21 protein-coding genes, 1 tRNA gene and 1 pseudogene are annotated in these 21,049 nt (G+C 70.1%); 13 read left to right on the top strand and 10 right to left on the bottom strand.

The window, feature by feature from the left end:
• Position 1 precedes the first annotated feature (1 nt).
• The gene (locus tag ACTIFU_RS07980) at positions 2-706 is read left to right on the top strand and encodes a ribonuclease activity regulator RraA (RefSeq protein WP_439577774.1); all 705 of its coding nucleotides are present in this window, start codon (positions 2-4) and stop codon (positions 704-706) included.
• A gap of 41 nt (positions 707-747) precedes the next feature.
• On the opposite strand, the gene ACTIFU_RS07975 is transcribed toward ACTIFU_RS07980, so the two are convergent.
• The 4 genes from ACTIFU_RS07975 to gpt are packed head-to-tail and all read right to left on the bottom strand — an operon-like array spanning position 748 to position 3,758.
• Positions 748-1,602, bottom strand: a complete 855-nt coding sequence (locus ACTIFU_RS07975; RefSeq protein ID WP_439577773.1) for an HpcH/HpaI aldolase/citrate lyase family protein — start codon at positions 1,600-1,602, stop codon at positions 748-750.
• Complete coding sequence (locus ACTIFU_RS07970) at positions 1,599-2,051, bottom strand: MaoC family dehydratase (RefSeq protein ID WP_439577772.1); 453 nt, start codon at positions 2,049-2,051, stop codon at positions 1,599-1,601. The genes ACTIFU_RS07975 and ACTIFU_RS07970 overlap by 4 nt, the downstream gene beginning before the upstream one ends.
• A 5-nt stretch (positions 2,052-2,056) precedes the next feature.
• On the bottom strand, positions 2,057-3,277 hold the full coding sequence (locus tag ACTIFU_RS07965; protein WP_439577771.1) for an acyl-CoA dehydrogenase family protein: 1,221 nt from the start codon (positions 3,275-3,277) through the stop codon (positions 2,057-2,059).
• Between the two features lies 1 nt (position 3,278).
• Positions 3,279-3,758 (bottom strand): xanthine phosphoribosyltransferase, encoded by a 480-nt coding sequence (gpt, locus tag ACTIFU_RS07960; RefSeq protein ID WP_439577770.1) that lies wholly within the window; start codon positions 3,756-3,758, stop codon positions 3,279-3,281.
• Between the two features lie 120 nt (positions 3,759-3,878).
• Here gpt and ACTIFU_RS07955 point away from each other — a divergent pair, with 120 nt between their 5' ends.
• The 4 genes from ACTIFU_RS07955 to ACTIFU_RS07940 are packed head-to-tail and all read left to right on the top strand — an operon-like array spanning position 3,879 to position 7,184.
• Positions 3,879-4,868, top strand: a complete 990-nt coding sequence (locus tag ACTIFU_RS07955) for an ABC transporter substrate-binding protein (RefSeq protein WP_439577769.1) — start codon at positions 3,879-3,881, stop codon at positions 4,866-4,868.
• On the top strand, positions 4,865-5,680 hold the full coding sequence (locus ACTIFU_RS07950) for an ABC transporter permease (RefSeq protein ID WP_439577768.1): 816 nt from the start codon (positions 4,865-4,867) through the stop codon (positions 5,678-5,680). Before ACTIFU_RS07955 ends, ACTIFU_RS07950 begins: the two co-directional genes overlap by 4 nt.
• Entirely contained in the window at positions 5,677-6,483 is an 807-nt protein-coding gene (locus ACTIFU_RS07945; RefSeq protein ID WP_439577767.1) for an ABC transporter ATP-binding protein, read from the top strand. Before ACTIFU_RS07950 ends, ACTIFU_RS07945 begins: the two co-directional genes overlap by 4 nt.
• The gene (locus ACTIFU_RS07940; RefSeq protein WP_439577766.1) at positions 6,480-7,184 is read left to right on the top strand and encodes a haloacid dehalogenase type II; all 705 of its coding nucleotides are present in this window, start codon (positions 6,480-6,482) and stop codon (positions 7,182-7,184) included. The genes ACTIFU_RS07945 and ACTIFU_RS07940 overlap by 4 nt, the downstream gene beginning before the upstream one ends.
• A 10-nt stretch (positions 7,185-7,194) precedes the next feature.
• Here the strand turns inward: ACTIFU_RS07940 and ACTIFU_RS07935 are convergent, their stop codons facing one another.
• The gene (locus tag ACTIFU_RS07935) at positions 7,195-8,238 is read right to left on the bottom strand and encodes a phosphotriesterase family protein (protein WP_439577765.1); all 1,044 of its coding nucleotides are present in this window, start codon (positions 8,236-8,238) and stop codon (positions 7,195-7,197) included.
• Between the two features lie 4 nt (positions 8,239-8,242).
• Positions 8,243-9,835, bottom strand: a complete 1,593-nt coding sequence (locus tag ACTIFU_RS07930) for an ABC transporter substrate-binding protein (RefSeq protein ID WP_439577764.1) — start codon at positions 9,833-9,835, stop codon at positions 8,243-8,245.
• 183 nt (positions 9,836-10,018) lie between these two features.
• On the opposite strand from ACTIFU_RS07930, the gene ACTIFU_RS07925 reads away from it, so the two are divergent.
• The 3 genes from ACTIFU_RS07925 (at position 10,019) to ACTIFU_RS07915 (ending at position 13,237) form a co-directional block, all read left to right on the top strand.
• Positions 10,019-10,366, top strand: coding sequence for a putative quinol monooxygenase (locus ACTIFU_RS07925; protein ID WP_439577763.1), 348 nt, complete (start codon positions 10,019-10,021; stop codon positions 10,364-10,366).
• Between the two features lie 233 nt (positions 10,367-10,599).
• On the top strand, positions 10,600-11,889 hold the full coding sequence (locus ACTIFU_RS07920) for a DEAD/DEAH box helicase (RefSeq protein ID WP_439577762.1): 1,290 nt from the start codon (positions 10,600-10,602) through the stop codon (positions 11,887-11,889).
• A 67-nt stretch (positions 11,890-11,956) separates the two neighbouring features.
• Positions 11,957-13,237, top strand: coding sequence for a cation:proton antiporter domain-containing protein (locus tag ACTIFU_RS07915; protein ID WP_439577761.1), 1,281 nt, complete (start codon positions 11,957-11,959; stop codon positions 13,235-13,237).
• Positions 13,238-13,239: 2 nt separating this feature from the next.
• Here the strand turns inward: ACTIFU_RS07915 and ACTIFU_RS07910 are convergent, their stop codons facing one another.
• The 3 genes and pseudogenes from ACTIFU_RS07910 to ACTIFU_RS07900 all read right to left on the bottom strand — a co-directional run bounded on the left by ACTIFU_RS07910 (position 13,240) and on the right by ACTIFU_RS07900 (position 16,250).
• Complete coding sequence (locus ACTIFU_RS07910; protein ID WP_439577760.1) at positions 13,240-13,689, bottom strand: Hsp20 family protein; 450 nt, start codon at positions 13,687-13,689, stop codon at positions 13,240-13,242.
• Positions 13,690-13,967: 278 nt separating this feature from the next.
• Positions 13,968-14,174: pseudogene (rpmE, locus tag ACTIFU_RS07905) on the bottom strand (50S ribosomal protein L31); the annotation flags it as partial.
• A gap of 123 nt (positions 14,175-14,297) precedes the next feature.
• A complete protein-coding gene (locus ACTIFU_RS07900) occupies positions 14,298-16,250 on the bottom strand; it encodes an acetoacetate--CoA ligase (RefSeq protein WP_439577759.1) in 1,953 nt (650 codons plus the stop codon).
• Between the two features lie 116 nt (positions 16,251-16,366).
• On the opposite strand from ACTIFU_RS07900, the gene ACTIFU_RS07895 reads away from it, so the two are divergent.
• Positions 16,367-16,442 (top strand) — tRNA-Ala (locus ACTIFU_RS07895).
• 51 nt (positions 16,443-16,493) lie between these two features.
• Here ACTIFU_RS07895 and ACTIFU_RS07890 read toward each other — a convergent pair.
• Complete coding sequence (locus tag ACTIFU_RS07890) at positions 16,494-17,192, bottom strand: GntR family transcriptional regulator (RefSeq protein ID WP_439577758.1); 699 nt, start codon at positions 17,190-17,192, stop codon at positions 16,494-16,496.
• 116 nt (positions 17,193-17,308) lie between these two features.
• Between ACTIFU_RS07890 and dgoD the strand changes: the two genes are divergently transcribed.
• The 4 genes from dgoD to ACTIFU_RS07870 form a co-directional block, all read left to right on the top strand.
• Entirely contained in the window at positions 17,309-18,442 is a 1,134-nt protein-coding gene (gene dgoD / locus ACTIFU_RS07885) for a galactonate dehydratase (protein WP_439577757.1), read from the top strand.
• A 25-nt stretch (positions 18,443-18,467) separates the two neighbouring features.
• Positions 18,468-19,724, top strand: a complete 1,257-nt coding sequence (locus ACTIFU_RS07880) for an extracellular solute-binding protein (RefSeq protein WP_439577756.1) — start codon at positions 18,468-18,470, stop codon at positions 19,722-19,724.
• A 25-nt stretch (positions 19,725-19,749) separates the two neighbouring features.
• Positions 19,750-20,622 carry a carbohydrate ABC transporter permease gene (locus tag ACTIFU_RS07875; protein WP_439577755.1) on the top strand — a complete coding sequence of 291 codons (873 nt, stop codon included), beginning with the start codon at positions 19,750-19,752 and terminating at the stop codon, positions 20,620-20,622.
• A partial coding sequence (locus ACTIFU_RS07870) for a hypothetical protein (protein ID WP_439577754.1) occupies positions 20,622-21,049 on the top strand: 428 nt, incomplete at its 3' end. The genes ACTIFU_RS07875 and ACTIFU_RS07870, both read left to right, overlap by 1 nt.

The following is a 21,049-nucleotide window of genomic DNA, read 5'->3' as shown; positions in this document are numbered from 1 at the left end:
GATGACGCTCACTCCTGCCATCCGCGACACGCTCGCGGGCGTGACGACGGCGACGCTGACGACGGTGCTGCTGAAGAAGGGGTTGCGCAAGACCTGGATGACCGGGCCGCGGCCGCTGCGGACCGGGCAGGCGCGCGTGGTGGGGCCCGCGTTCACGCTGCGGTTCATTCCGGCGCGCGAGGATCTGGCGACGCCCGAGAGCTGGGCCAATCCGCGCTCGACGCGCGGGGCGATCGAGGCGATGCCGGAGGGTGTCGTGGTGGTCGCCGGCACGGAGGGTGTCACCGAGGCCGGCATCTTCGGCGACATCCTGTGCGCGCGCATGGCGAAGAAGGGCGTGGCCGCACTTGTCACGGAGGGTGCGGTGCGCGACGCAGTGGGCGTGCGGGGCACCAGCCTGCCGGTGTGGTGTGCGGCCGAGGCGGCGCCGCCGTCGGTCGCGGCGCTGACCTTCGTGACCTGGGAGGAGCCGGTCGGCTGCGGCGGCGTCGCGGTCTATCCGGGCGACGTGGTGGTGGCGGATGACGACGGCGCGGTGCTGATCCCGCAGGCGCTTGTGGAGGCGGTGACGCGCGAGGCCGAGTCGCAGGAGAAGCTGGAAGCCTGGATCATGCGCGAAGTGGAGACGGGCGCGGCGCTGCCTGGCCTCTACCCGCCGAATGCGGAGACGAAGGCGCGCTACGAGGCAGAGACCGGGACCCGGTAGCGGAGGGGGGTGTGGGGGGACGACCGTCGTCCCCCCACCCGTTACTCCCCAAGCAATCGTTTCGCCTGCACCAGGTGTGGCTTGTCCACCATTCTGCCGTCGAGCGAGATGACGCCCGCGCCTGGCGTCGCCTCGAATGCGGCGATGACCCGCTCCGCCCAGGCGCGTTCCGCATCGGTCGGCGCGTAGGCGTGCTCGATCACGGCCACCTGCGCGGGATGGATCGCCATCCGGCCGACGAAGCCCATGCGCCTGCCCGCCTCGCATTCGGCGCGCAGCCCGTCGAGGTTGCGCACATCGGCGTAGATCGTGTCGATCGCCGGCACGCCGGCCGCGCCGGCGGCGATCAGCGTGAGCGCGCGCGCGAGCCGGTAGGGCTCGTCCCAGGTGCCGTCGGGCAGACGGTTCGTGCGCGCACCGAGCCCGGCGGCGAGGTCCTCGCCGCCCCCGGGGATCGCCGCGAGCCGTGGCGCGCCGGGATAGCCGCCGAGCGCGAACATCGCCGCGGGTGTTTCGGTGACGAGCGGCATGACGGGGATGGACCGGTCGGGCAGGCCCTCGCGCGCCTCGAGCGCGGACAGCGCGGCGTCGAGGCGGACGAGATCGGCGGCGCTCTCGCATTTGGGCAGCACGATGCCGTCGGGGCGCGCGGCGACGACGGCGGCGAGGTCGGCCATGGTCAGTCCGGTGTCGAAGGCGTTGACGCGCACCCAGGCCTGCGGCGCGGCGGGGCGCGCGCGCAGCCAGGCGGCGGTCATCTCGCGCGCAACGGGTTTGCGGTCGAGTGCCACGGAGTCCTCGAGATCGAGGATCAGCGCGGCCGCGCCGCTTTCGGGTCCGCGCGCGAGCTTGCGGTCGCTGTCGGCGGGGACGAACAGGAATGAACGCGGGATCATGCCGGCCGCTTGCGCATCAGCGCGGCGCGGCGGCAGCGCGCGACCACGGTGCCGTCCTGCTTCATCGCCTCGTGCAGGAAGGCGACGATGCCCTCGTTGGGGCGGGATTTGCTCTCGCGCAACGCCAGCACGGTGGTGCGCACGTGCACGGTGTCGCCGTGGAACAGCGGCGCGGGGAAGGCGACCTCCTCGAAGCCGAGATTAGCCACGGTGGTGCCGAGCGTGGTGTCGTGCACGGAGATCCCGACCATCAGCCCGAGCGTGTAGAGCGAGTTGACGATGCGCTCGCCGAAGGGGCTTGCCTTCATCGCCTCGGCGTCGAGATGCAGCGCCGCAGGGTTCATCGTCATCGCGCAGAACAGCGTGTTGTCGGCCTCGGTCACAGTGCGGCGGATCGGATGCTCGATCACCATGCCCTCGGCGAACTCCTCGAACCAGAGGCCGGGCATCGCGCTCACTCCGCCGCGCGCGCGCGGAACTTGCGTGCGGGCAGGCTCGCGCGGTTTGCGTCCTTGTAGCCGAGCGCGTCCTCGGCGATCAGCACGCGCTGCACGTTCGCCGAGCCCTCGCCGACGTTCAGCATCTCGATGAACCCCTTGAACATGCTGATCGGGTACTCGTCGGCGAGCGCGTAGCCGCCGAAGATCTCGGTGGCGTTGGCGACCGCGGTCTTGGCCGCGCGCGAGGCGAAGTACTTCGCCAGGCTGGCGATGCGGTTCGCGGGCTGGCCGGCGTCCATGGTCTCGGCGAGCTCGCGCACGAGCGCGCGGGCGGCGGCGATCTCGGTGGCCATGTCGGCGATCAGCGCCTGCACCATCTGATAGCGTCCGATCGCCTGGCCGCCGACAACACGCTCGCGCGCATAGGCAAGCGCGTGGTCGAGACAGCCCTGCGCGGCACCGACCAGCCGCGCCGAGACGGTGAGCCGCCCGAACTCGAGCGCGTTCATCGCGATCCGGAAGCCCTCGCCCTCCGCACCGAGCCGGTTCGCCGCCGGCACGACGAACTCGTCGAAGAACACCGCGCAGGACGACAGCACCGGCGAGAGGTTGCGCATCGCGATCGGATCGGCGCGGTAGCCGGATGCTGAACGTGGTTCGATCACGAAGGCGGTGATGCCGCGGTGGCCGGCCGAGGGATCGGTCCTGGCGAACAGCACCGCGGTGTCAGCCTCGTGGGCGAAGGTGATCCACTGCTTCGAGCCCGAGATGCGATAGGCGTCGCCGTCGCGCACCGCGCGCGTCTTCATCGCACCTGCGGGGTCGGAGCCGCCGCCGGGCTCCGTCAGCATGAACGCACCGATCCGCTCGCCGGCGATCAGGGGGGGCACGAAGCGCGCGGCCTGCTCGTCGGTGCCCCAGTTGAGGATGGTGAACGGGCAGGTCATCGCCTGGAGGTTCATGCAGTAGCCGAGATCGGGTCGCAGCCGGCTGATCTCCTCTGAGATCACCGCGACCGCCATGAAGCCGAGATCGGTGCCGCCGACGGTCTCCGGGAACGCGGCACCGAACAGCCCGGCCTCGCCCATGGCGCGGATCAGCGGACGGGGGAACGCGCGGCGCGCCTCGTAGCCACCGATCTCGCCCATGATGCGGGTCTCGAACAGCCGCGTGACCGCATCGCGGATCGCGGCGAGGTCGGGCGGCAGCGGATTGGGCGCCGGAATGATCTGCATGTCAGCGGACCCCGTTCGCCTTGGCGATCGGCTGGACGAACTGCGGCTCGGTGTCCCAGGGGAACAGGATCCAGGTGTCCTGGCTCACCTCGGTGACGTAGGTGTCGACGAGCGGCTTGCCGGCGGGCTTGGCGTAGACGGTCGCGAAGTGGGCATCCGGCAACAGCGCGCGGACGACCTTGGCGGTCGCCCCCGTGTCCACGAGATCATCGACGATCAGCCAGCCCGTGCCCGTGCCTGCCGCCACCGGGGGCTTGGTCACCTGCGGCTCGCCGCGGTCCATCTCCTCGTAGGTGACGATACTGACGGTCTCGATCTGCCGGCAGTCGAGTTCGCGCGCGACGATCGCCGCCGGGATCAGCCCGCCGCGCGTGATCGCGACGATCCCCTGCCACGGCCCGAGCGGCAGCAGCTTCCAGGCGAGCGCCTTGCCGTCGCGGTGCAGCTGGTCCCAGGTGACGGTGTAGAACTTGCGACTCAATCCGCGCACTCCTGTCGCTTGCCCTCTACCACGGGCGCGTGAGCGGGAGGAGAGGGCCGTGACAGGCGGGTACGGCCCGGCTAGCGTCGCGCACGAACAACGAAACAGGGAGCCTCGGAGATGTCCTACCGGAGCCTTGGCGCGATCGCGCTCGCCGCACTCCTTGCGTCGCCCTCGCTCGCGACCACCCCGCTGATCGACGCGCCCGCGCCGCTCAACCCGCCGGTCAAGCTGACGATCGGCGTCGTCAAGGTGCCGCATGTCGCGCCGTTCAACGGCGTGACGGAGATCGCGCGCCCGCTCGGCGTCGAGGTGGAGCTCGTGAACTTCGTGCGCTACGCCGATGTGCGCACCGCCCTGGCCTCGGGCTCGATCGAGGTCGGCTCGATCGGCCCGGCGGACGTTCCGATCGCCGTCAGCCAGAACCTGCGCGGCATCATCGGGCTGATGGGCGTGGGCGTGTCAGCCAAGCATCCGATCGTGCGCAACGGCGTGACGCTGGAGACGTGGGAGGATCTCTACGGCAAGCGCGTCGCGATCGCGCCTGGCAGTGCGGTGTGGTTCCAGTTCGCCGCCGCCGTGACCGAGCAGAACATCGCCTACGGAAGGCTCAACATCGTCAACATCCAGGGCGGCGGCCAGCCCTTCGTGCAGGCGATGGAGCGCGGCGACATCGATCTGTTCATCGGATGGGAGCCGTTCGAGAGCATGGCGATCCAGCAGGGCATCGCCTATCGGCAGACGAAGCTCGACTACTCGACCAGCCGCGCGGTCGGCGCCGAACTCGGTATGGTGGGCGCGACGCGCAGCGCGGTGGAACAGAAGCGCGAGGCGCTGCGACGGATGGTGTGGGCCTATCTGACGACGCAGAACGCGGTCTCGGCCAGCAAGGAGGCGCTCGGCAGCGCGATCGCGGCCTGGACCGGACTGCCGCCGCAGGTCGCGAAGGCGGTCGCTGACGACATGACGCTCGAGCAGTCGCTGACGGTCGAGCAGGTCCAGCGGCAGGCGCGCGAGTTCCACCGGCTCGGCGTGCTGACGCGTGACGTCTCCGCAGAACTCCCGCAGTTCTTCGACCTCACGATCTACCAGTCCGTCGTCAGGCGTTGATCGCGGCAGTACTCGGGCGCGCGGGGCTGGGGCAGCTCGGCCTTGGCCTCGCGCTGCCGTTCGTTCTGGTCGTGATCTGGGAGGCGCTGGGCCGCACCGGCGTGGTGCCGCAGGGCATCCTGCCGGCGCCGAGCCTGGTCGGGCAGGCGTGGTGGGACTGGGCCTTCGCCGATCCGGGCATGGGGCTGAACCCGTATCTCGGCACCTGGGCCGAGACGGTGCTGTTCAGCGCGCGGCGCGTGTTCACCGGCTTCGCCTGCGCGATCGGGATCGGCGTGCCGATGGGGATCATGATCGGCTGGAACCGCATGGTCGCGGGCGCGGTCGATCCGCTGATCCAGTCGCTGCGGCCGATCCCGATCACCGCCTGGCTGCCGTTCGCGATCGCAGTGTTCGGCATCCGCGACGCGGGTGCTGTGTTCCTGATCGGGCTCGGCGCGTTCTTTCCGATCGTGGTGAACAGCACCGCCGGCGCGCGCGACGTGCCACGCAACCTGATCCGCGCGGCGCGGATGATGGGGGCGAACGAGCGGCAATTGCTGCTGCGCGTGGTGCTGCCGGCCGCGCTGCCGAACGTCTTCACCGGCATGCGGCTGGGCCTGGGCATCGCCTGGACCGCGGTGATCGTCGCCGAGATCGTCGCGGTGAAGTCGGGGCTCGGCTACGTGCTGTGGGATGCCTACTACGTCGGGCGGATGGACGTTGTGATCGCGGACATGGTGTCGATCGGCATCGCCGGGTTCCTGTCCGATCGCGTACTGGTCGCGGCGCAGCATCGCGTGCTGCACTGGAAGCAGGCGGCGCGGGCATGACCGAGGCCGTCGCCATCCGCGGCTTGCGCAAGGTGTTCGACGGCCGCGCCGGCGCGGTCGAGGCGCTGGCCGCGATCGACATGACGCTCGCCGAGGGCGAGTTCGCCTGCATCCTCGGCCCCTCGGGCTGCGGCAAATCGACGCTGCTGAACGTGATCGCCGGGTTCGAGGCGCCGACGGAAGGCTCCGCGACCGTGTTCGGCGACCCCGTCGCCGCGCCCGGACCCGAGCGCGCGGTGGTGTTCCAGGAGGCGTCGCTGTTCCCGTGGCTCTCGGTCTGGGACAACGTCACCTTCGGCCCGCGGATGCTCGGCCGGCCGAAGGCGGAGACCGACGCGCTCGCCCGCCGCTTCCTCGACCTCGTCGGCCTTGGAGGGTTCGAGCGCCACCTGCCCGATCAGCTCTCGGGCGGGATGAAACAGCGCGTGGGCATCGCCCGCTGCCTGATCCTCAATCCCCGCGTCTTCCTGATGGACGAGCCGTTCGGCGCGCTCGACGCGCAGACGCGGATGCAGATGCAGGAGCTGCTGACGCATGTGTGGGACGAGGCGCGCGGCACGGTGCTGTTCATCACCCACGACATCGACGAGGCGATCTTCCTCGCCGACACGGTCTATGTGATGACCGCACGGCCCGGACGGATGCGGAGCCGCATCGTGATCGACCTGCCGCGGCCGCGCTCGATCGACCTGCTGACCGATCCGCGCTTCAATGCGCTGCGCGCCGACATCCTGCGCCAGATCCGCGAGGAGGCGATCAAGGCGATGGCGGCGATCGAGGCGGAGGAGCGGGCACGGCGATGAGCGTGCAGGCCCTGGTGTTCGACGTGTTCGGCACGGTGGTGGACTGGCGCAGCAGCGTCGCGCGCGAGGTCGCCGCAGCCGCGCGCCGGATCGGCATCGCGACGGACGGGGTCGCCCTCGCCGATGCCTGGCGCGCCGAGTACGCGCCGGCGATGGACCGCGTGCGGCGCGGCGAGCTTCCCTGGACCACGATCGACGCGCTGCACCGCGCGGCCCTCGATGCGCTGCTGCCGCGCTTCGGGCTCGCCGCCCTCGACGAGCCGGCGCGGGCGGATCTCAACCGCGCGTGGCACCGGCTCGATCCGTGGCCGGACAGTGTCGCCGGGCTGCGGCGGCTGCGGCATCGCTTCACCCTCGCCACGCTCTCGAACGGCAACGTGGCACTGCTGGCGACCATGGCGAGGCACGCGCGCCTGCCCTGGGACGTGATCCTCTCGGCGGAGCTGTTCGGCCACTACAAGCCGGACCCGGAGGTCTATGACGGCGCCTGCCGGCTGCTCGACCTCAAGCCCGCACAGGTGATGATGGTCGCGGCGCATAACGGCGACCTGCGCGCCGCTGCCGCGCGCGGCCTCGCCACCGCTTTCGTCGCGCGCCCGACCGAATACGGCCCGGCACAGACGAAGGACCTCGCTGCCGACGGGGTGTGGGATGTCGTCTGCGCCTCGTTCACGGAGCTCGCCGCCGCACTCGGCTGCTGAGTGGCCGGACCTACACGAACGTCAGCAGGCGCCGCGGATTGCGGACCATGATCCGATCCAGGTCGTCGGCGCTGAAGCCGCGCCTCAGCATATGCGGCAGGACCTTCTTGTAGATGTGCGCATAGCCGTGCCCGCCGAACTCGGTGAGCCGGATCACATGACAGATGTCATGGCTGATCACCACCTGATCGCCATGGCCGCGCGCAAACACCTTGCGGATGTCGCCGATACGCGCGCCGTCATTCGGCATGTCGATATCGGCGAGGCCGTAATAGGTGCCCTCCTGGCCGAACAAATCCCACTCCATCACGATCCCGGACTCCGCCAACCGGAACAGCCGGTCGTCGTCGAAGATGGTGCGATCCATGTGGTCGATGATGACGCGCGTCAGATCGGCGCCGTGCGCGCGCAGGAACTCGACCAGCATCCAGGGATGATCCTGGTGCCGCGCGGGATGGATGTGCAGGGCTGCGCCGGTCTCCTGCTGGGCGAGGCAGGCGGCGGCAAGCACCCGCTTCTCGAGATCGGTCCAGGGCCACTGGCACCCGATCTCGCCCAGAATGCCAGCGCGCACCTCGGTGCCCCAGGCTCCCTGCTGCACCGCATCGACCATCTCCCGCGCGAAGTCGTCGACACTGCGCTCCGCGTTCGCGGGATCCTGATAGTCGTGCACGTAGTGGCCGCAGCCCATGACGATATTGGCACTCGTGGCGCGCGCAACCTGCGCCAGACCGCTCGGGTCGGGTCGGATGCCGCCGATCGTCAACTCGACGATACACTTGCCGCCGTGTTGAAGTACCTCGGCCACCGCGCGCGTGGCGACGCCGACATCGCGCTGGGTGGCATTGCGCGGGTCGCGCTCCACCCAGTTGGCGAGGTTCCACCAGCGATACGGATCGGGGCCGCCATCGGGGTCCGCGCCGCGCTGGGCCGGCGGCATGAGGTCCCAGATCAGGTGCTCGTGGAACAGCGTCGAGCCGAGTTCCGCCGGGTCGAGCAGGCCCAGCACGGTCTGGGCCCTGCCCTTCATCGCCTCGCGCGTCAATCGTGCCATCCGCTCACACCCGTCGTACGTTCCACGGATATGGTGCGGTCCCGTTCAGCAGGCCGTCAATGCTGGTGCGGTGGGCGGTGCGAATCAGGAAGCGGCCGAGCGGCACGATCGGTACGTTCTCGAAGGCCTCGCGCTGGATCTCGTCTGCGAGCCGACGCTGCTCCACCTCGGTGCGCGCCTGCAACCACTCGGCAGTCAGTTGCTCGACGCGATCATTCCGGTACCAGCCGAACCAGCCTCGATCGCCCTGCCCGCGCAGCGTGGCATTGATCGCCGGATTGTAGATCGAGAGGCCGGGCCACCAGGTGTGGAAAATGCTCCAGCCTCCCCGCTCGACCGGCTCGCGGCTGGCGCGACGCTGCACCACGCTGCCCCAGTCCGTGTCGACCAGTTCGACGTTCAGGCCGAGCCGGCGGAACAGATCGTAGGTCACATGGCCGAACGGCCCGATCGTGGGAAAGTCGCTCGGGTTGATGATCACGATCCGCTCACCGTTATAGCCGGCCTCGGCGATCATCCGCTTGACGCGGTCGAGATCGCGCGGTGCTGTGAGGGGCTCGTTTGCGACCGAACTTTCATAGGGGGTGCGACAGGGCCACATCGAGGCGCAGGTACCGAACGCTTCTGGATCGTTGCCGGTCACGCTGCGGAGATAGTCCTCCTGTTTGACGGCATAGAGGATCGCACGCCGCATCGCTGGCTTGTCGAACGGCGGATGCAGATGGTTGAAGCGGATCACGCCGAGATACCCGACCTCGTCAATGACTGCGATCCTGACGTCGCGGTGACGGCGCAGCAGGGGGACCAGGTCGGGGTTCACCTGCTCCCACCAATCCACCTCGCCGCTCTGCAGCGCCGCGGAGGAAGTAGCGCTGTCAGGAATGATCTGCCACTCGACGCGCTCGAAATTCGCGACCTTGCCGCCTGACGTGCGCTGCGGCGGCTCCTGCCGCGGCACGTAGTCGTCGAACTTGCGGTAGACAACGCGGCTGCCTGAGACGTATTCGTCGGCGACAAAACGATACGGTCCGGAGCCGATCGTCTCCCTGATCGCGGTGAACGGATCAGTCCGGGCGACCCGCTCCGGCATGATGAACGGGATCACCGCGGTGGGCTTGCCGAGTGCCTGGATCAACAGGGGGAATGGCTGCTTCAGGCGGATCCGGACGGTGCGGTCGTCCTTCACGCCCCACTCCTCCACAAAGGGGGCTACTGACTGCCCGAACGTGTCGCGGCGCGACCAGCGCTCAAGGCTTGGTGCGCAATCCTGAGCACGCACAGGCTCGCCGTCATGGAACCGGAGCCCTTCGCGAAGGCGGATCAGCCAAGTGCGGCCATCATCATCGACCGTGTGGCCCTCGGCCATCTGCGGCTTGACGTTCAGCGCATCGTCCATGCCGTAGAGGGTGTCGTAGATGTAGTAGCCGTGGTTCGAAGTAACGGCAGCCGTTGTCCAGATCGGATCGAGCGAGGTCAGATTCGCCTGTGGCACGAAGCGTAGCACTCGCGGGTCGACCGCCCGTTGCGCCCGGGCACGGAACGGGGTCGTGGCGACCAGGCCCGCCGATGTCATGACGAACGTGCGTCGGTTCAGCATCGCGTCCTCCCTTTAGCGTGCAGCCCCTGCGTCTGAAGGGCAGACTGGGAGTTGCAGCATCCGTGGGTCAACCGAATTCGGCGCCGCGCGATCCGACGCAGCTTGCCGCTCGATGACCTGCGAGGTTATCGCGCCGGCCACCTCAACCCGGCACTCTCCGCACGCCAAGCCGCGGAGAGACCGATGCCCGTCGCCTTCATCGTCACCCTGCACGTCAAGCCGGGGCAGGAGGACACATTCCTGCGCCTGCTCACCCCCGTGCTGGATGCGATGCGGCACGAGGCCACCTTCGTCAACGCGGTGCTGCATCGCGACCCCGAGGATCCGACCCGGTTCATGCTCTACGAGACCTGGGCGGATCTCGACGACGTGGTCGAGGTGCAGCTCAAGCGCGCGTATCGCCGGGCCTATCACGAGGCGCTGCCCGCGCTGCTGCGCGTCGAGCGGGGGATCGGCGTCTGGCAGCCGGTGCGCGCCGACGTCGCCCCGGCGGCGCAGGACGCGGATCAGCCATCCGCCCGAATCCTTTGACTTTCCCGGCCCGAGCCCGCATGTGAACTCCGTGCCGGGACGTTCTCCCGGCGGCGCTTCGGCCGCGTGAGAGGCACGCTTGACCCGATCCGGGTCGCGCTGTCCTGCTGAAGCCCCCTCGACACTCTCTCGGAATTGCCCGGTTCACGCGGGGCGTCCAACCCCCGATCGCGGTGCCGCAAGCGCAGCACCGCCCGTGCGCGCACGCGCCGGAACCACGAAAGACGACTGTTGTGACGACGTTCAACGACCTCGGCCTCGCCGCCCCGATCCTCGAGGCGCTCGCCGAGGAGGGCTATGACTCCCCCACCCCCATCCAGGCGCAGGCGATCCCCACGCTGCTGAATGGCCGCGACCTGATCGGCATCGCCCAGACCGGCACCGGCAAGACGGCCGCCTTCGCGCTGCCGATCCTGAACCGCCTGCGCGACCGCCGGCCGACGCCCAAGCGCGCCTGCCGCGCGCTCATCCTGAGCCCGACCCGCGAGCTCGCGAGCCAGATCGCCGACAGTTTCCGCACCTACGGACGGCATCTCGGCGTGCGCGTCGCCACCGTGTTCGGCGGCGTGGGCCACCAGCCGCAGGTCGCGGCGCTGGCGCGCGGCGTCGACATCCTGGTCGCCACGCCGGGACGGCTGATCGACCATCTCCAGGGCCGCACCGCATTCCTCGACGCGGTCGAGGTGTTCGTGCTCGACGAGGCCGACCAGATGCTCGACATGGGCTTCATCCAGCCGATCCGCCGGATCGTGTCGTACCTGCCGGCGCAGCGTCAGACCCTGCTGTTCTCGGCCACCATGCCGCAGGCGATCGCGAGCCTCGCCAACGACCTGCTGAAGGACCCCGTCCGGGTGTCGGTCGCACCGGTCGCCACCACGGTCGACAAGGTGGAGCAGCGCGTCATCCACGTCGCCCAGGGCGACAAGCGGATGCTGCTCGCGAAGCTGCTGAAGGGCGAGGCGGAAGGCCGCACGCTGGTGTTCGTCCGCACCAAGCACGGTGCGGACCGCGTGGTGCGCCAGCTGGAGGCCGACGGGATCGCGGCGAACGCGATTCACGGCAACCGCAGCCAGGGCCAGCGCGAGGCGGCGCTGCGCAAGTTCCGCGACGGAGCGGTGCCCGTGCTGGTGGCGACCGACATCGCCGCGCGCGGCATCGACGTCGACGGCGTGACGCATGTGATCAACCTGGACCTGCCGAACGTGCCCGAGCAGTACGTGCACCGGATCGGCCGCACCGCGCGCGCCGGCGCCGCCGGCGTCGCGATCAGCTTCTGCTCGGCCGAGGAGCGGCCGTTCCTGCGCGACATCGAGAAGCTCATCCGCCGCGCCCTGCCGGCGGAGGGCGAGCCGGTCCGGGCAGCCGCGCCGACGGCGACGCCGAAGCCGCACCGCGCGCCGCAGCGCTCGGCCAAGCCGCAGCCGCGCCCGCGCGGCCAGGCCGAGCGCCGGGCCGAGCCGGCCCGCGGCAGCCGCCACGCATTGTCCGGGATGCCGTTCATGGCGTCGGCGCGCCGCGCCTGATCGCGCGCAGGGCATGACACGACACGGCGGTTGCGCCGCCGCGTCGTGGCCTGCATAGGGTGGGGGCATGGATGCCGCCCATCCCCTGATCGCAACGATCGGCCTCGGCCTGCTCTACGCCCTCGTGTTCGGCACAGGCGCGGCGCTGCTGCGGCTGCCTCCGATCGTCGGCTATCTCGCGGCCGGGATCATGCTGGGGCCGTACACGCCCGGCATCGTCGGCGACCAGGCGACCGCGCTTGAACTCGCCGAGCTCGGCGTGATCCTGCTGATGTTCGGCGTCGGGCTGCATTTCAGCCCGGCCGAGCTGCTCGCGGTCCGGCGCGTCGCATTGCCGGGTGCGATCGTGCAGATGGGCACGGCCACCGTGCTCGGCGCCCTGGTCGGGCATCTCTGGGGCTGGTCATGGCCGGCTGCGGTGGTGTTCGGCCTGACGCTGTCGGTCGCCTCGACGGTCGTGCTGCTGCGCGCGCTGACCGAGCGCAACCTGCTCGGCACGCCCGAGGGCCACATCGCCGTGGGCTGGCTGGTGGTCGAGGACATCGCCGTGGTCATCGCGCTCGTGATCCTGCCCGGGATCGCGGGATTCTTCGGCGGCACCCCGGCCGGGGCCCTGGCCGGGATGGATGTCGAGGGACTGGGCATCGCGCTTGCCATCGTCGTCGGCAAGTTCGTGCTGTTCGTCGTGCTGATGATGCCGCTTGGCCGGCGCGTCGTGCCCTGGGTGCTGGTGATGGTCGCGCATCTGAAGTCGCGCGAGCTGTTCACCCTGGCCGTGCTCGGCATGGCGCTCGGCATCGCCTACGTTGCCGCCACCGTATTCGGGGTGAGCTTCGCGCTCGGCGCCTTCTTCGCCGGCATGGTGATGCACGGCTCGGGCATGGCGACACGCGCGGCCGAGCAGTCGCTGCCGTTCCGCGACGCCTTCGCGGTGCTGTTCTTCGTCGCGGTCGGCATGATGTTCGACCCGATGGTGATCATGGAGCGCCCCGGCGCGGTGCTGGCGACGCTCACGATCGTGGTGATCGGCAAGTCGCTTGCCGCGATCGCGATCATGGCGCTGTTCCGCCAGAGCCGGGCCGCGGTCTGGACGGTCGCGGCCGCGCTCGCCCAGGTGGGGGAGTTCAGCCTGGTGCTCGCCGAGCAGGGGATCGCGCTCGGGCTGCTGCCGGTCGAGGGGCGCGATCTCGCGCTCTCGGCGGTGCTGTTCTCGATCGCGCTCAACCCGCTCGCGTTCATGTTCGGCCGCTGGATGGCCGGGCGCGGGGCGCAGGCAGGCGTCCTGCCAACACAACGAGGGCCGGAGGGGTCCCCCTCCGGCCCGGTCACGTCACCCGATAGCGCCTGAGCTCAGGCCGCGCGGGTCTCGATCACCTGCGGCTGGCCCTTGCCGATCGGGATCTGCCGCGGACGCAGGCTCTCCGGCACCACGCGGCGCAGCGCGATGTGCAGCAGGCCGTTCTCTAGGCTCGCACCGTCCACCACCATGTGGTCGGCGAGCTCGAAGCGGCGCTCGAACGCGCGCCGGGCGATGCCGCGATGCAGGAACTGCCGTGGCTCGGCCTCCTTGGCGGCGCGGCCGGTCACGACCAGGGCGTTGTCCTTCTGGCTGATCTCCAGGTCGGACTCGCCGAACCCGGCCACCGCCATGGTCAGGCGGTACTGGTCCTCGCCAAGCTTCTCGATGTTGTAGGGCGGATAGCTCGCGTCGGCCGCGTTCAGGGCCGTGTCCATCAGGCGCGACAGCCGGTCGAAGCCGATGGTCGAGCGGAACAGGGGAGAGAAGTCGAAGGCATTCATGATCGGTCCTCCTTCATGGAAGCAAGGTCCGGTCGGTCGGGCGCAGCACCCTCATGGTCAGCCGAAGCCAGACCGATCGTGCCGGAACCCCTGAGGCATCCCGGCACCGGGGAGGTAGGAGACGGATCGCGCCGCTTCAAGAGGGGCGGCGCGGGCGGACAGGGCTACTTCTTCGTCTTCGCCGGCGCCGGCTTGGCGGCGCCGGCGGCCGGGGCGGCGGCCTTGGCACCCTTGTTGACGCTGGCCGCGGCCTTGATGTTCATCTTCGAGAGGTCCACCGCGAAGCGCTTGTTGAACTTCGACACCTGGCCCGCGCTGTCCAGCACCACGCGCTGCTGGCCGGTCCAGGCCGGGTGGGACTTGGGGTCGATGTCCAGGCGCAGCGTGTCGCCGGGCTTGCCGTAGCAGGACCGCGTCGCGAACGAGGTCCCGTCGGTCATGACGACGGTGATCTCGTGGTAGTTCGGGTGGATGCCCTTCTTCATGGCCCGGGACCTTTCAACGGCAAGGGCGCGGCGATGCCGACCGCCGCGCGAGAGCCGGCCCTTAGCCGAAGCAGCCGGGGGGCGCAAGGCGGACGGGCGCCGGGCAGCCCGGCCGTCCCACGGTCACCGCGCCAGGTCGGGGATCCCCCGATAGAGCTCCAGCGCCTCCGGGTTCGCGAGCGCCTCGATGTTCTTCACCGGCCGCCCGTGCACGACGTCGCGCACCGCGAGCTCGGTGATCTTGCCGGAGCGCGTGCGCGGGATGTCCGCGACCGCGACGATCTTCGCCGGCACGTGGCGAGGCGAGGCATTCTCGCGGATGGTGCGACGGATGCGCCCGCGCAGATCGTCGTCCAGCGCGTGCCCGTCCTTCATGCGCACGAACAGCACCACGCGCACGTCGTTGTCCCAGTCCTGGCCGATCACCAGCGCCTCCTGGATCTCGGGCATGGTCTCGACCTGGCGGTAGATCTCGGCGGTGCCGATGCGCACGCCGCCGGGATTCAGCACCGCGTCCGACCGGCCGGTGATCACGATGCCGGCGGTGCCGTCCTCGTGCTCGATCAGCTCGCACCAGTCGCCGTGGTGCCAGACGCCCGGGAAGCGCTCGAAATAGGCGGCGCGGTAGCGCGTGCCGTCGGGATCGTTCCAGAACATCACCGGCATCGAGGGAAAGGGCTTGGTGCAGACGAGCTCGCCCTTCTGCCCGCGCACCGGGCTGCCGCGCTCGTCGAAGACCTCGACCGCGCAGCCGAGCGCGCGCGTCGAGAGCTCGCCGCGGCGCACGGGAGCGACCGGGTTGCCGAGCGCGAAGCAGCCGACGATGTCGGTGCCGCCGGAGATGGAGTAGAGGCCGAGGTCGCCTTTCACGTCGCGATAGACGTAGTCGAAGCTCTCGGGCGCGAGCGGGCTGCCGGTCGAGAGAATCGCCCGCAGCGCCGCGAGATCATGCGTCTCGCGCGGCTTCAGCCCGGCCTTGGCGATGCCGTCGATGTATTTCGCCGAGGTGCCGAAGATGGTCATGCGCTCCTGTTCGGCGATGTCGAACAGCGCGGCCGGCGAGGGGTGGAAGGGGTTGCCGTCGAACAGCAGCAGGCAGGCGCCTGTCATCAGCCCCGAGAGCTGCCAGTTCCACATCATCCAGCCGAGGGTGGTGAAGTAGAACAGCCGGTCATCCGGCTTGAGGTCGGTATGCAGCAGGTGTTCGCAGGCGTGTTTCAGCAGCACGCCGCCGGCGCCGTGCACGATGCACTTGGGCTTCCCGGTCGTGCCGGAGGAATAGAGAATGTAGAGCGGGTGGTCGAACGGCAGGCGCCGGTACTCGGGCGGCGCGCCCTGGACGCAGAACGCCTCCCAGCTCACGGCGCGGGGGATCTCGAGCGCCTCGGCGTCACCGATGAAGGGCACGATCACCAGGCGCTTCACGCTCGGCAGGCCGGCCATCACCTCGCGGATCCTGCCGGCGTTGCGGAAGGTCTTGCCGCCATAGTGGTAACCGTCAGCGGCGACCAGCACGGTGGGTTCGATCTGGCCGAACCGGTCGAGCACGCCGGCGGGGCCGAAATCGGGGCTGCAGGACGACCAGGTGCCGCCGGCGGCATTGGTGCCGAGCATCGCGGCAGCGGCGTGTGGGATGTTGGGCAGGTAGGCGGCGACCCGTTCACCGGCGAAGAGGCCGAGCCGGGCCAGCCCGGCGGCGAAGCCCGCCGCCTGGGCGCGGAGCTCGTCGCGCGACCAGGCGATGCGGCGTCCGTCCTCGCCGCGGAAAATGATGGCGGGGGTGTCGCCGGCGTGCAGCAGGACGGTCTCGGCGTAGCAGAGCCGGGCGTCCGGAAAGAAGCGGGCGCCCGGCATCGCGGTGGGGTTTTCGAGGGCGACGGCGCCCTTTTCGCCGACGATGCCGGCGAAGTCCCAGAGCGCGGACCAGAACCCCGGGATGTCCTCGACCGACCAGCGCCAGAGGGCGGGGAAGTCGGGCAGCGCCAGGCCGCGTCTGGCGGCGAGCCAGAGCCGGAACGCGGTCAGGTTGGCGGCGGCGATGCGTTCGGCATCCGGTCGCCACAGGATCTCGCTCATCGGACGTCTCCCCTCGGGCCGGGCGGATATTCGCGGCACGCGGGGCGGCTCGGCAAGCGCGAGCGCGGGCCTTGCGGGCCCGGGGGCCTGTCGGTATGGTCCGCGCCCTGCCGGCTGGGGCCATAGCTCAGTTGGGAGAGCGCGTGAATGGCATTCACGAGGTCAGGGGTTCGACTCCCCTTGGCTCCACCACTCGGCATCCCGCGGGCCTGACGGAGCGGAGGCAGCGCCACCGCTGCACGGTCAGAGGCGGCCGCCGGTGTCCGCGAACCCGCGCTCACCGAGCGTGCGCAGCAGGTCGTCGCGCGCACCGATCACGTGCAGCCGCGCGACCAGCCCTGCCGCCCGGGCATCGCTGGCCTCGATCGCCTCGATCAGCTCATGGTGCTCGTGCACGATACGCGAGAGCCGGGTCGGGCTGAACCCGGCCTTCAGCCGCAGCGCCTCGATCAGTCCGCGGCCGATCCGCAGCGCGCGCCGCGCCGGCGGGTTCGCGGCCGCATCGGCGAGTGCCAGGTGGAGCTGGCGGTCCAGCGCGACGATCCGTTCGCGCGCGCCGTCCCGAACCGCCTCGGCATGCGCGGCAACCAGCGCCCGCATCGCCGCAACATCGGCCGGCGCGGCGCGCTCGGCGCAGCGCTCCGCCAGCATGCCCTCCAGCGCCTCGCGCATGTCGTAGGTGTTGCGGATGAAGTCGGCATCGACCGCGACGATCCGTGCGCCGCGATGCGGGCTGGTCTCCAGGATCCCCTCGCCGGCGAGCACGCGGATCGCCTCGCGCACCGGCATCTGGCCGACGGCGTAGCGGGTCGCGACCTCCTCGACGGTGATCCGTGCGCCGGGGGCGAGCCGGCCGGTCAGGATGTCCTCGCGCAGCCGTTCGCGCACCTGGTCGGCCGCGGTGGCGGCGGCCGACAGCGGGCTGGGGCGGGTCAGCGCCATGGCGCAATATTTGATCAGATACCCGGTCAGTTGTCGATGCAGGGTTGCGTTCTCCGCCGTATCTGATCAAATCGCGCCCGGAGAGGACGGCCCGTCCACGGCAACGGAACCGGCGCATGCGGATCACGGGGATCGACCGGTTCACCCTCTGGGTGGACTGGTGCAACTGGCTCCTGGTGCGCATCCGCACCGACGAGGGGCTGGTCGGCTGGGGCGAGGCCTCGCTGCATGGCGGCGTGCAGGCGGTCGAGGCGGCGATCGATGCCTATGCCGATCACCTGATCGGGCACGACCCCGCCGGGCCGGAGCGGCACTGGCACCGGCTCCACAACATGTGGCGCTGGCGCGGTGGCTGCGTGTTGCAGACCGCGCTCTCGGGCCTCGACATCGCGCTCTGGGATCTCGAAGGCAAGCGGCTCGGCGTGCCGGTGCACCGTCTGCTCGGCGGCGCGCACCGCGACCGGGTGCGCTGCTATGCGAGCCACTGGCTCGGCGGGGTGGAGACGCCCGAGCAGGCGGCCGAAGGCGCGCGCGAGGCGGTCCGCCGCGGCTACACCGCGTTCAAGTGGGTGGCCGTCACCTACGAACATCTGCGCGCCGGCGAAACCGCGGCGATCGCGCGCGCCGCACGGCTGATGGAGGCGGCCCGCGCGGCCGTCGGGCCGAAGATCGACATCATGGTGGAGTGCTCGGAGTTCCTCTCGCCGCGCACGGCCGAACGGCTCGACGCTGCGCTCGCGCCGTTCGATCCGTTCTGGTTCGAGGAGCCGATCCCGTACGAGAACGCCAAGGCGATGGCGCAACTCCAGGCCCGCATCCGCACACCGATCGCGACCGGCGAACGGCTGCTCTCACGCCACGAGTTCCGCGAACTGCTCGAGCTCGGCGGGTGCCGGATCATCCAGCCCGACATCATGCATTGCGGCGGCTTCACCGAGATGAAGCGGATCGCCGCGCTGGCCGACATGCACTACGTCCCGCTCGCGCCGCACAATCCGGGCGGGCCGATCTGCGTCGCGGCCTCGCTGCATCTCGCCGCGGCGATCCCGAACCTGCTGATCCTCGAGCAGATGGAGCCGCAGCGCTCGGCGCGTGACCGGCTCTCGTTCCCCGCCCTCGCGATCGAGGACGGCCACTTCCGCGTGCCCGACGCGCCCGGCCTCGGCGTCGAGCCCGATGTCGAGGCGATCGCCGCGATCGCCGCGGCGAAGCAGCCGAAACGCGAGCGCACCGGCAGTCTCTACACGTGACAACAGCGAACGGGAGGACCGAGCCATGAAGAGACGCACCATCCTCGCCGCCGGCGCCGCCACGGCGTTCCTCGGTGGCCGCGCGCCGGCCTACGCGCAGGGCCGCACGACGCGCATCACCTACTGGTGCTGGAGCGAGCATGCGCGCGGCGCGCAGGCGGTCTATCCGCGCTTCCGCGAGCAGAACCCCGACATCGAGGTGGAGATCACCAACCTCAACCCACAGGAGATCCAGGACAAGATCCTGGTCGCGATGGCGACCGGCGTCGGCGCGCCCGATGTCGGGCTGATCATCGAGAGCCGCTTCCCGACCTATCCCGCCACCGGCGGCCTGCTGGAGGTGCACGACCATGTCGCCCCGCGCGAGGCCGATTTCTCGGCCCGGCTGCAGACCCGGCTCAAGCACCGCGGGCGCTATTTCGGCTTCCCCTACATCCAGAACATCGCCGTGATGTTCTACCGCCAGGACATGTTCGAGGAGCGCGGCATCACCGCGCCGATCGAGACCTGGGACGAGTGGGTGGAGGCGGGCAAGCGGATCCGCGACCGCGCGCGCAACCGCTACATGCACCAGGTCTCGCCCGGCGCGGTCGGGTTCGGCCCGCTGCTCGGCTATCTCGAGGCTGCCGGCGTGCACCTCTTCACCGAGGAGGGCCGCGTGATCCGCAACAACCGCGCGGCGGCCGAGGTGCTGAAGGTCTATCACGACATCGTCCGCGAGCACGACATCTGCCTGCTGGTCACGCACAACACGCCCGAGCATTTCGTCGCCATGCGCACCGGGCGGATCGCCGCGCTGCATTCGGGCAACTGGGGGCTCGACCGGCTGGAGCGCGAGGCCGCGGCGGATGCCGGCAAGTGGAAGGTGCAGCACTTCCCGCGCTGGCGCGCCGACGGACCGAAGCAGGTCGGCAACTGGGGCGGCAGCGTGCTGGTGATCCCGCGCGTCAACCGGAACCACACGGCGGCGATCAAGTGGGCATCGTTCCTGTCGGCGGATGTCGAGGCGCAGATCGGGCTGTGGCAGAACGGCTACGGCCTGCCGACCTCGCTCGCCGCGCAGCGCGACCAGCGCATGCGCGCGCCCCAGGCGTTCCTCGGCCAGTCGATGTACGAGGCGTCGGTGCTGGGCCGCGAGGTGTTCTACACCAACCTGGTGCGCGACTGGCCGCGCGTGCAGATCGAGATGGGGCGCCAGCTCGACGCGATGTTCCAGGGCCAGAAGGCGCCCGACCAGGCCTGGTCCGATTTCGAGGCGGCGATGGTCCGGCAGTATGGCTGACCCGCGCCGGCGCCGGACCGGCGGGGTGTCCCATCGGCTCCGGCGCGCGGCGGCGCCGTATCTGCTGATCGCGCCGTTCTTCCTGCTGTTCGGCGTGTTCTGGGCCGGCCCGATCGTGGCCTCGTTCCTCTACTCCTTCACCGAGTGGCGCGGCATCACCCCGCCCGAACCGATCGGGCTGCGCAACTACGAGCGGCTGATCGGCGACGAGCGGTTCTTCATTGCGCTCGGCAACACGCTCTGGATGGCCGGCACCTACGTGGTGTGCGCCAATCTCGCGAGCCTCTCGCTCGCGCTGGTGCTGGACGCGGGATGGCTCAGGCTGCGGCATCTGTTCCGCACCGCGTTCTTCCTGCCGATGACGATCTCGATGGTGGTCTCGGCGGTGATCTTCCAGCTCATCTACGCCGGCGATATCGGGCTGATCGCCAAGCTGCTCGCCCTTGTCGGCATCGAGGGTCCTGCTTGGCTGCGCGATCCGACCACCGCGCCGCTCGCGATCGTGGCGATGCGCGTGTGGCGCACCATGGGCTACTACGCGATCATCTATCTCGCCGGCTTGCAGGCGGTCTCGGCCGACCTGAAGGAGGCGGCCCGGCTCGACGGCGCCTCCGAGTGGCAGGTGATCCGTCATGTCACCCTGCCGGCGCTGAAGCCGGTGGCGCTGTTCTGCGTCGTGCTCACCTCGATCTCGGCGCTCGAGATGTTCGACGAGCCGATGATCCTGACCCAGGGTGGGCCGGGCGATGCGACGCTGACCGCGGTGATGTTCGTCTACCAGCAGGGCTTCCAGTTCCTCGAGCTCGGCTACGCCGCGGCCGCGTCCTACGTGCTGACGCTGGTGATCGTGGTCATCTCGATCGCGCAGAAGCTCTGGCTCGGGGAGAAGGAGCGGTGATGGCGCGGACGCTCAGGCGGCGACGTGCGCTCGAGCCCTCGCCGCTGGTGCAGTACGCCGTGCTGTGCGGGCTCTCGGCGCTGCTGGCGCTGGTGCTGATGCCGTGGGTCTGGGCGCTGCTGTCGTCGTTCAAGCCGCGCTCGGAGATCATGTCCACCGGCTTCCTGCCGGAGGTCTGGCAGATCGGCAACTACGTCGAGCTGTTCACCACCACGCTCTACGGACGGTGGCTGATGAACTCGGCGATCGTGTCGGTCTCGGCGGCGTGCCTGGGCATGGTGGTGTGCGGCATGGCGGGCTACGCGTTCGCGAAGTTCCGTTTTGCCGGCAAGACAGCGCTGTTCTGGATCGTGATCGCCTCGGTCTCGATCCCGCCCTTCACCACGGTGATCCCGCTGTTCGGCTGGATGGCGAAGCTCGGCCTGCT

Source organism: Elioraea sp. (assembly GCF_051860475.1).
Lineage (GTDB): Bacteria > Pseudomonadota > Alphaproteobacteria > Acetobacterales > Acetobacteraceae > Elioraea.
Note: the sequence above shows the minus strand (reverse complement) of the source record. Positions and strands in the feature narration are given on the sequence as shown.

What these genes read in the sequence shown, in the direction of transcription:
- ACTIFU_RS07980 (WP_439577774.1), top strand. Translation starts at nt 2, where the DNA reads ATGACGCTCACTCCTGCCATCCGCGACACGCTCGCGGGCGTGACGACG.
- ACTIFU_RS07900 (WP_439577759.1), bottom strand. Translation starts at nt 16,250, where the DNA reads ATGAGCGAGATCCTGTGGCGACCGGATGCCGAACGCATCGCCGCCGCC.
- ACTIFU_RS07970 (WP_439577772.1), bottom strand. Translation starts at nt 2,051, where the DNA reads ATGCCCGGCCTCTGGTTCGAGGAGTTCGCCGAGGGCATGGTGATCGAG.
- ACTIFU_RS07975 (WP_439577773.1), bottom strand. Translation starts at nt 1,602, where the DNA reads ATGATCCCGCGTTCATTCCTGTTCGTCCCCGCCGACAGCGACCGCAAG.
- ACTIFU_RS07930 (WP_439577764.1), bottom strand. Translation starts at nt 9,835, where the DNA reads ATGCTGAACCGACGCACGTTCGTCATGACATCGGCGGGCCTGGTCGCC.
- ACTIFU_RS07890 (WP_439577758.1), bottom strand. Translation starts at nt 17,192, where the DNA reads ATGGCGCTGACCCGCCCCAGCCCGCTGTCGGCCGCCGCCACCGCGGCC.
- ACTIFU_RS07945 (WP_439577767.1), top strand. Translation starts at nt 5,677, where the DNA reads ATGACCGAGGCCGTCGCCATCCGCGGCTTGCGCAAGGTGTTCGACGGC.
- ACTIFU_RS07955 (WP_439577769.1), top strand. Translation starts at nt 3,879, where the DNA reads ATGTCCTACCGGAGCCTTGGCGCGATCGCGCTCGCCGCACTCCTTGCG.
- ACTIFU_RS07910 (WP_439577760.1), bottom strand. Translation starts at nt 13,689, where the DNA reads ATGAATGCCTTCGACTTCTCTCCCCTGTTCCGCTCGACCATCGGCTTC.
- ACTIFU_RS07935 (WP_439577765.1), bottom strand. Translation starts at nt 8,238, where the DNA reads ATGGCACGATTGACGCGCGAGGCGATGAAGGGCAGGGCCCAGACCGTG.
- ACTIFU_RS07915 (WP_439577761.1), top strand. Translation starts at nt 11,957, where the DNA reads ATGGATGCCGCCCATCCCCTGATCGCAACGATCGGCCTCGGCCTGCTC.
- dgoD (WP_439577757.1), top strand. Translation starts at nt 17,309, where the DNA reads ATGCGGATCACGGGGATCGACCGGTTCACCCTCTGGGTGGACTGGTGC.
- ACTIFU_RS07880 (WP_439577756.1), top strand. Translation starts at nt 18,468, where the DNA reads ATGAAGAGACGCACCATCCTCGCCGCCGGCGCCGCCACGGCGTTCCTC.
- ACTIFU_RS07925 (WP_439577763.1), top strand. Translation starts at nt 10,019, where the DNA reads ATGCCCGTCGCCTTCATCGTCACCCTGCACGTCAAGCCGGGGCAGGAG.
- ACTIFU_RS07940 (WP_439577766.1), top strand. Translation starts at nt 6,480, where the DNA reads ATGAGCGTGCAGGCCCTGGTGTTCGACGTGTTCGGCACGGTGGTGGAC.
- ACTIFU_RS07965 (WP_439577771.1), bottom strand. Translation starts at nt 3,277, where the DNA reads ATGCAGATCATTCCGGCGCCCAATCCGCTGCCGCCCGACCTCGCCGCG.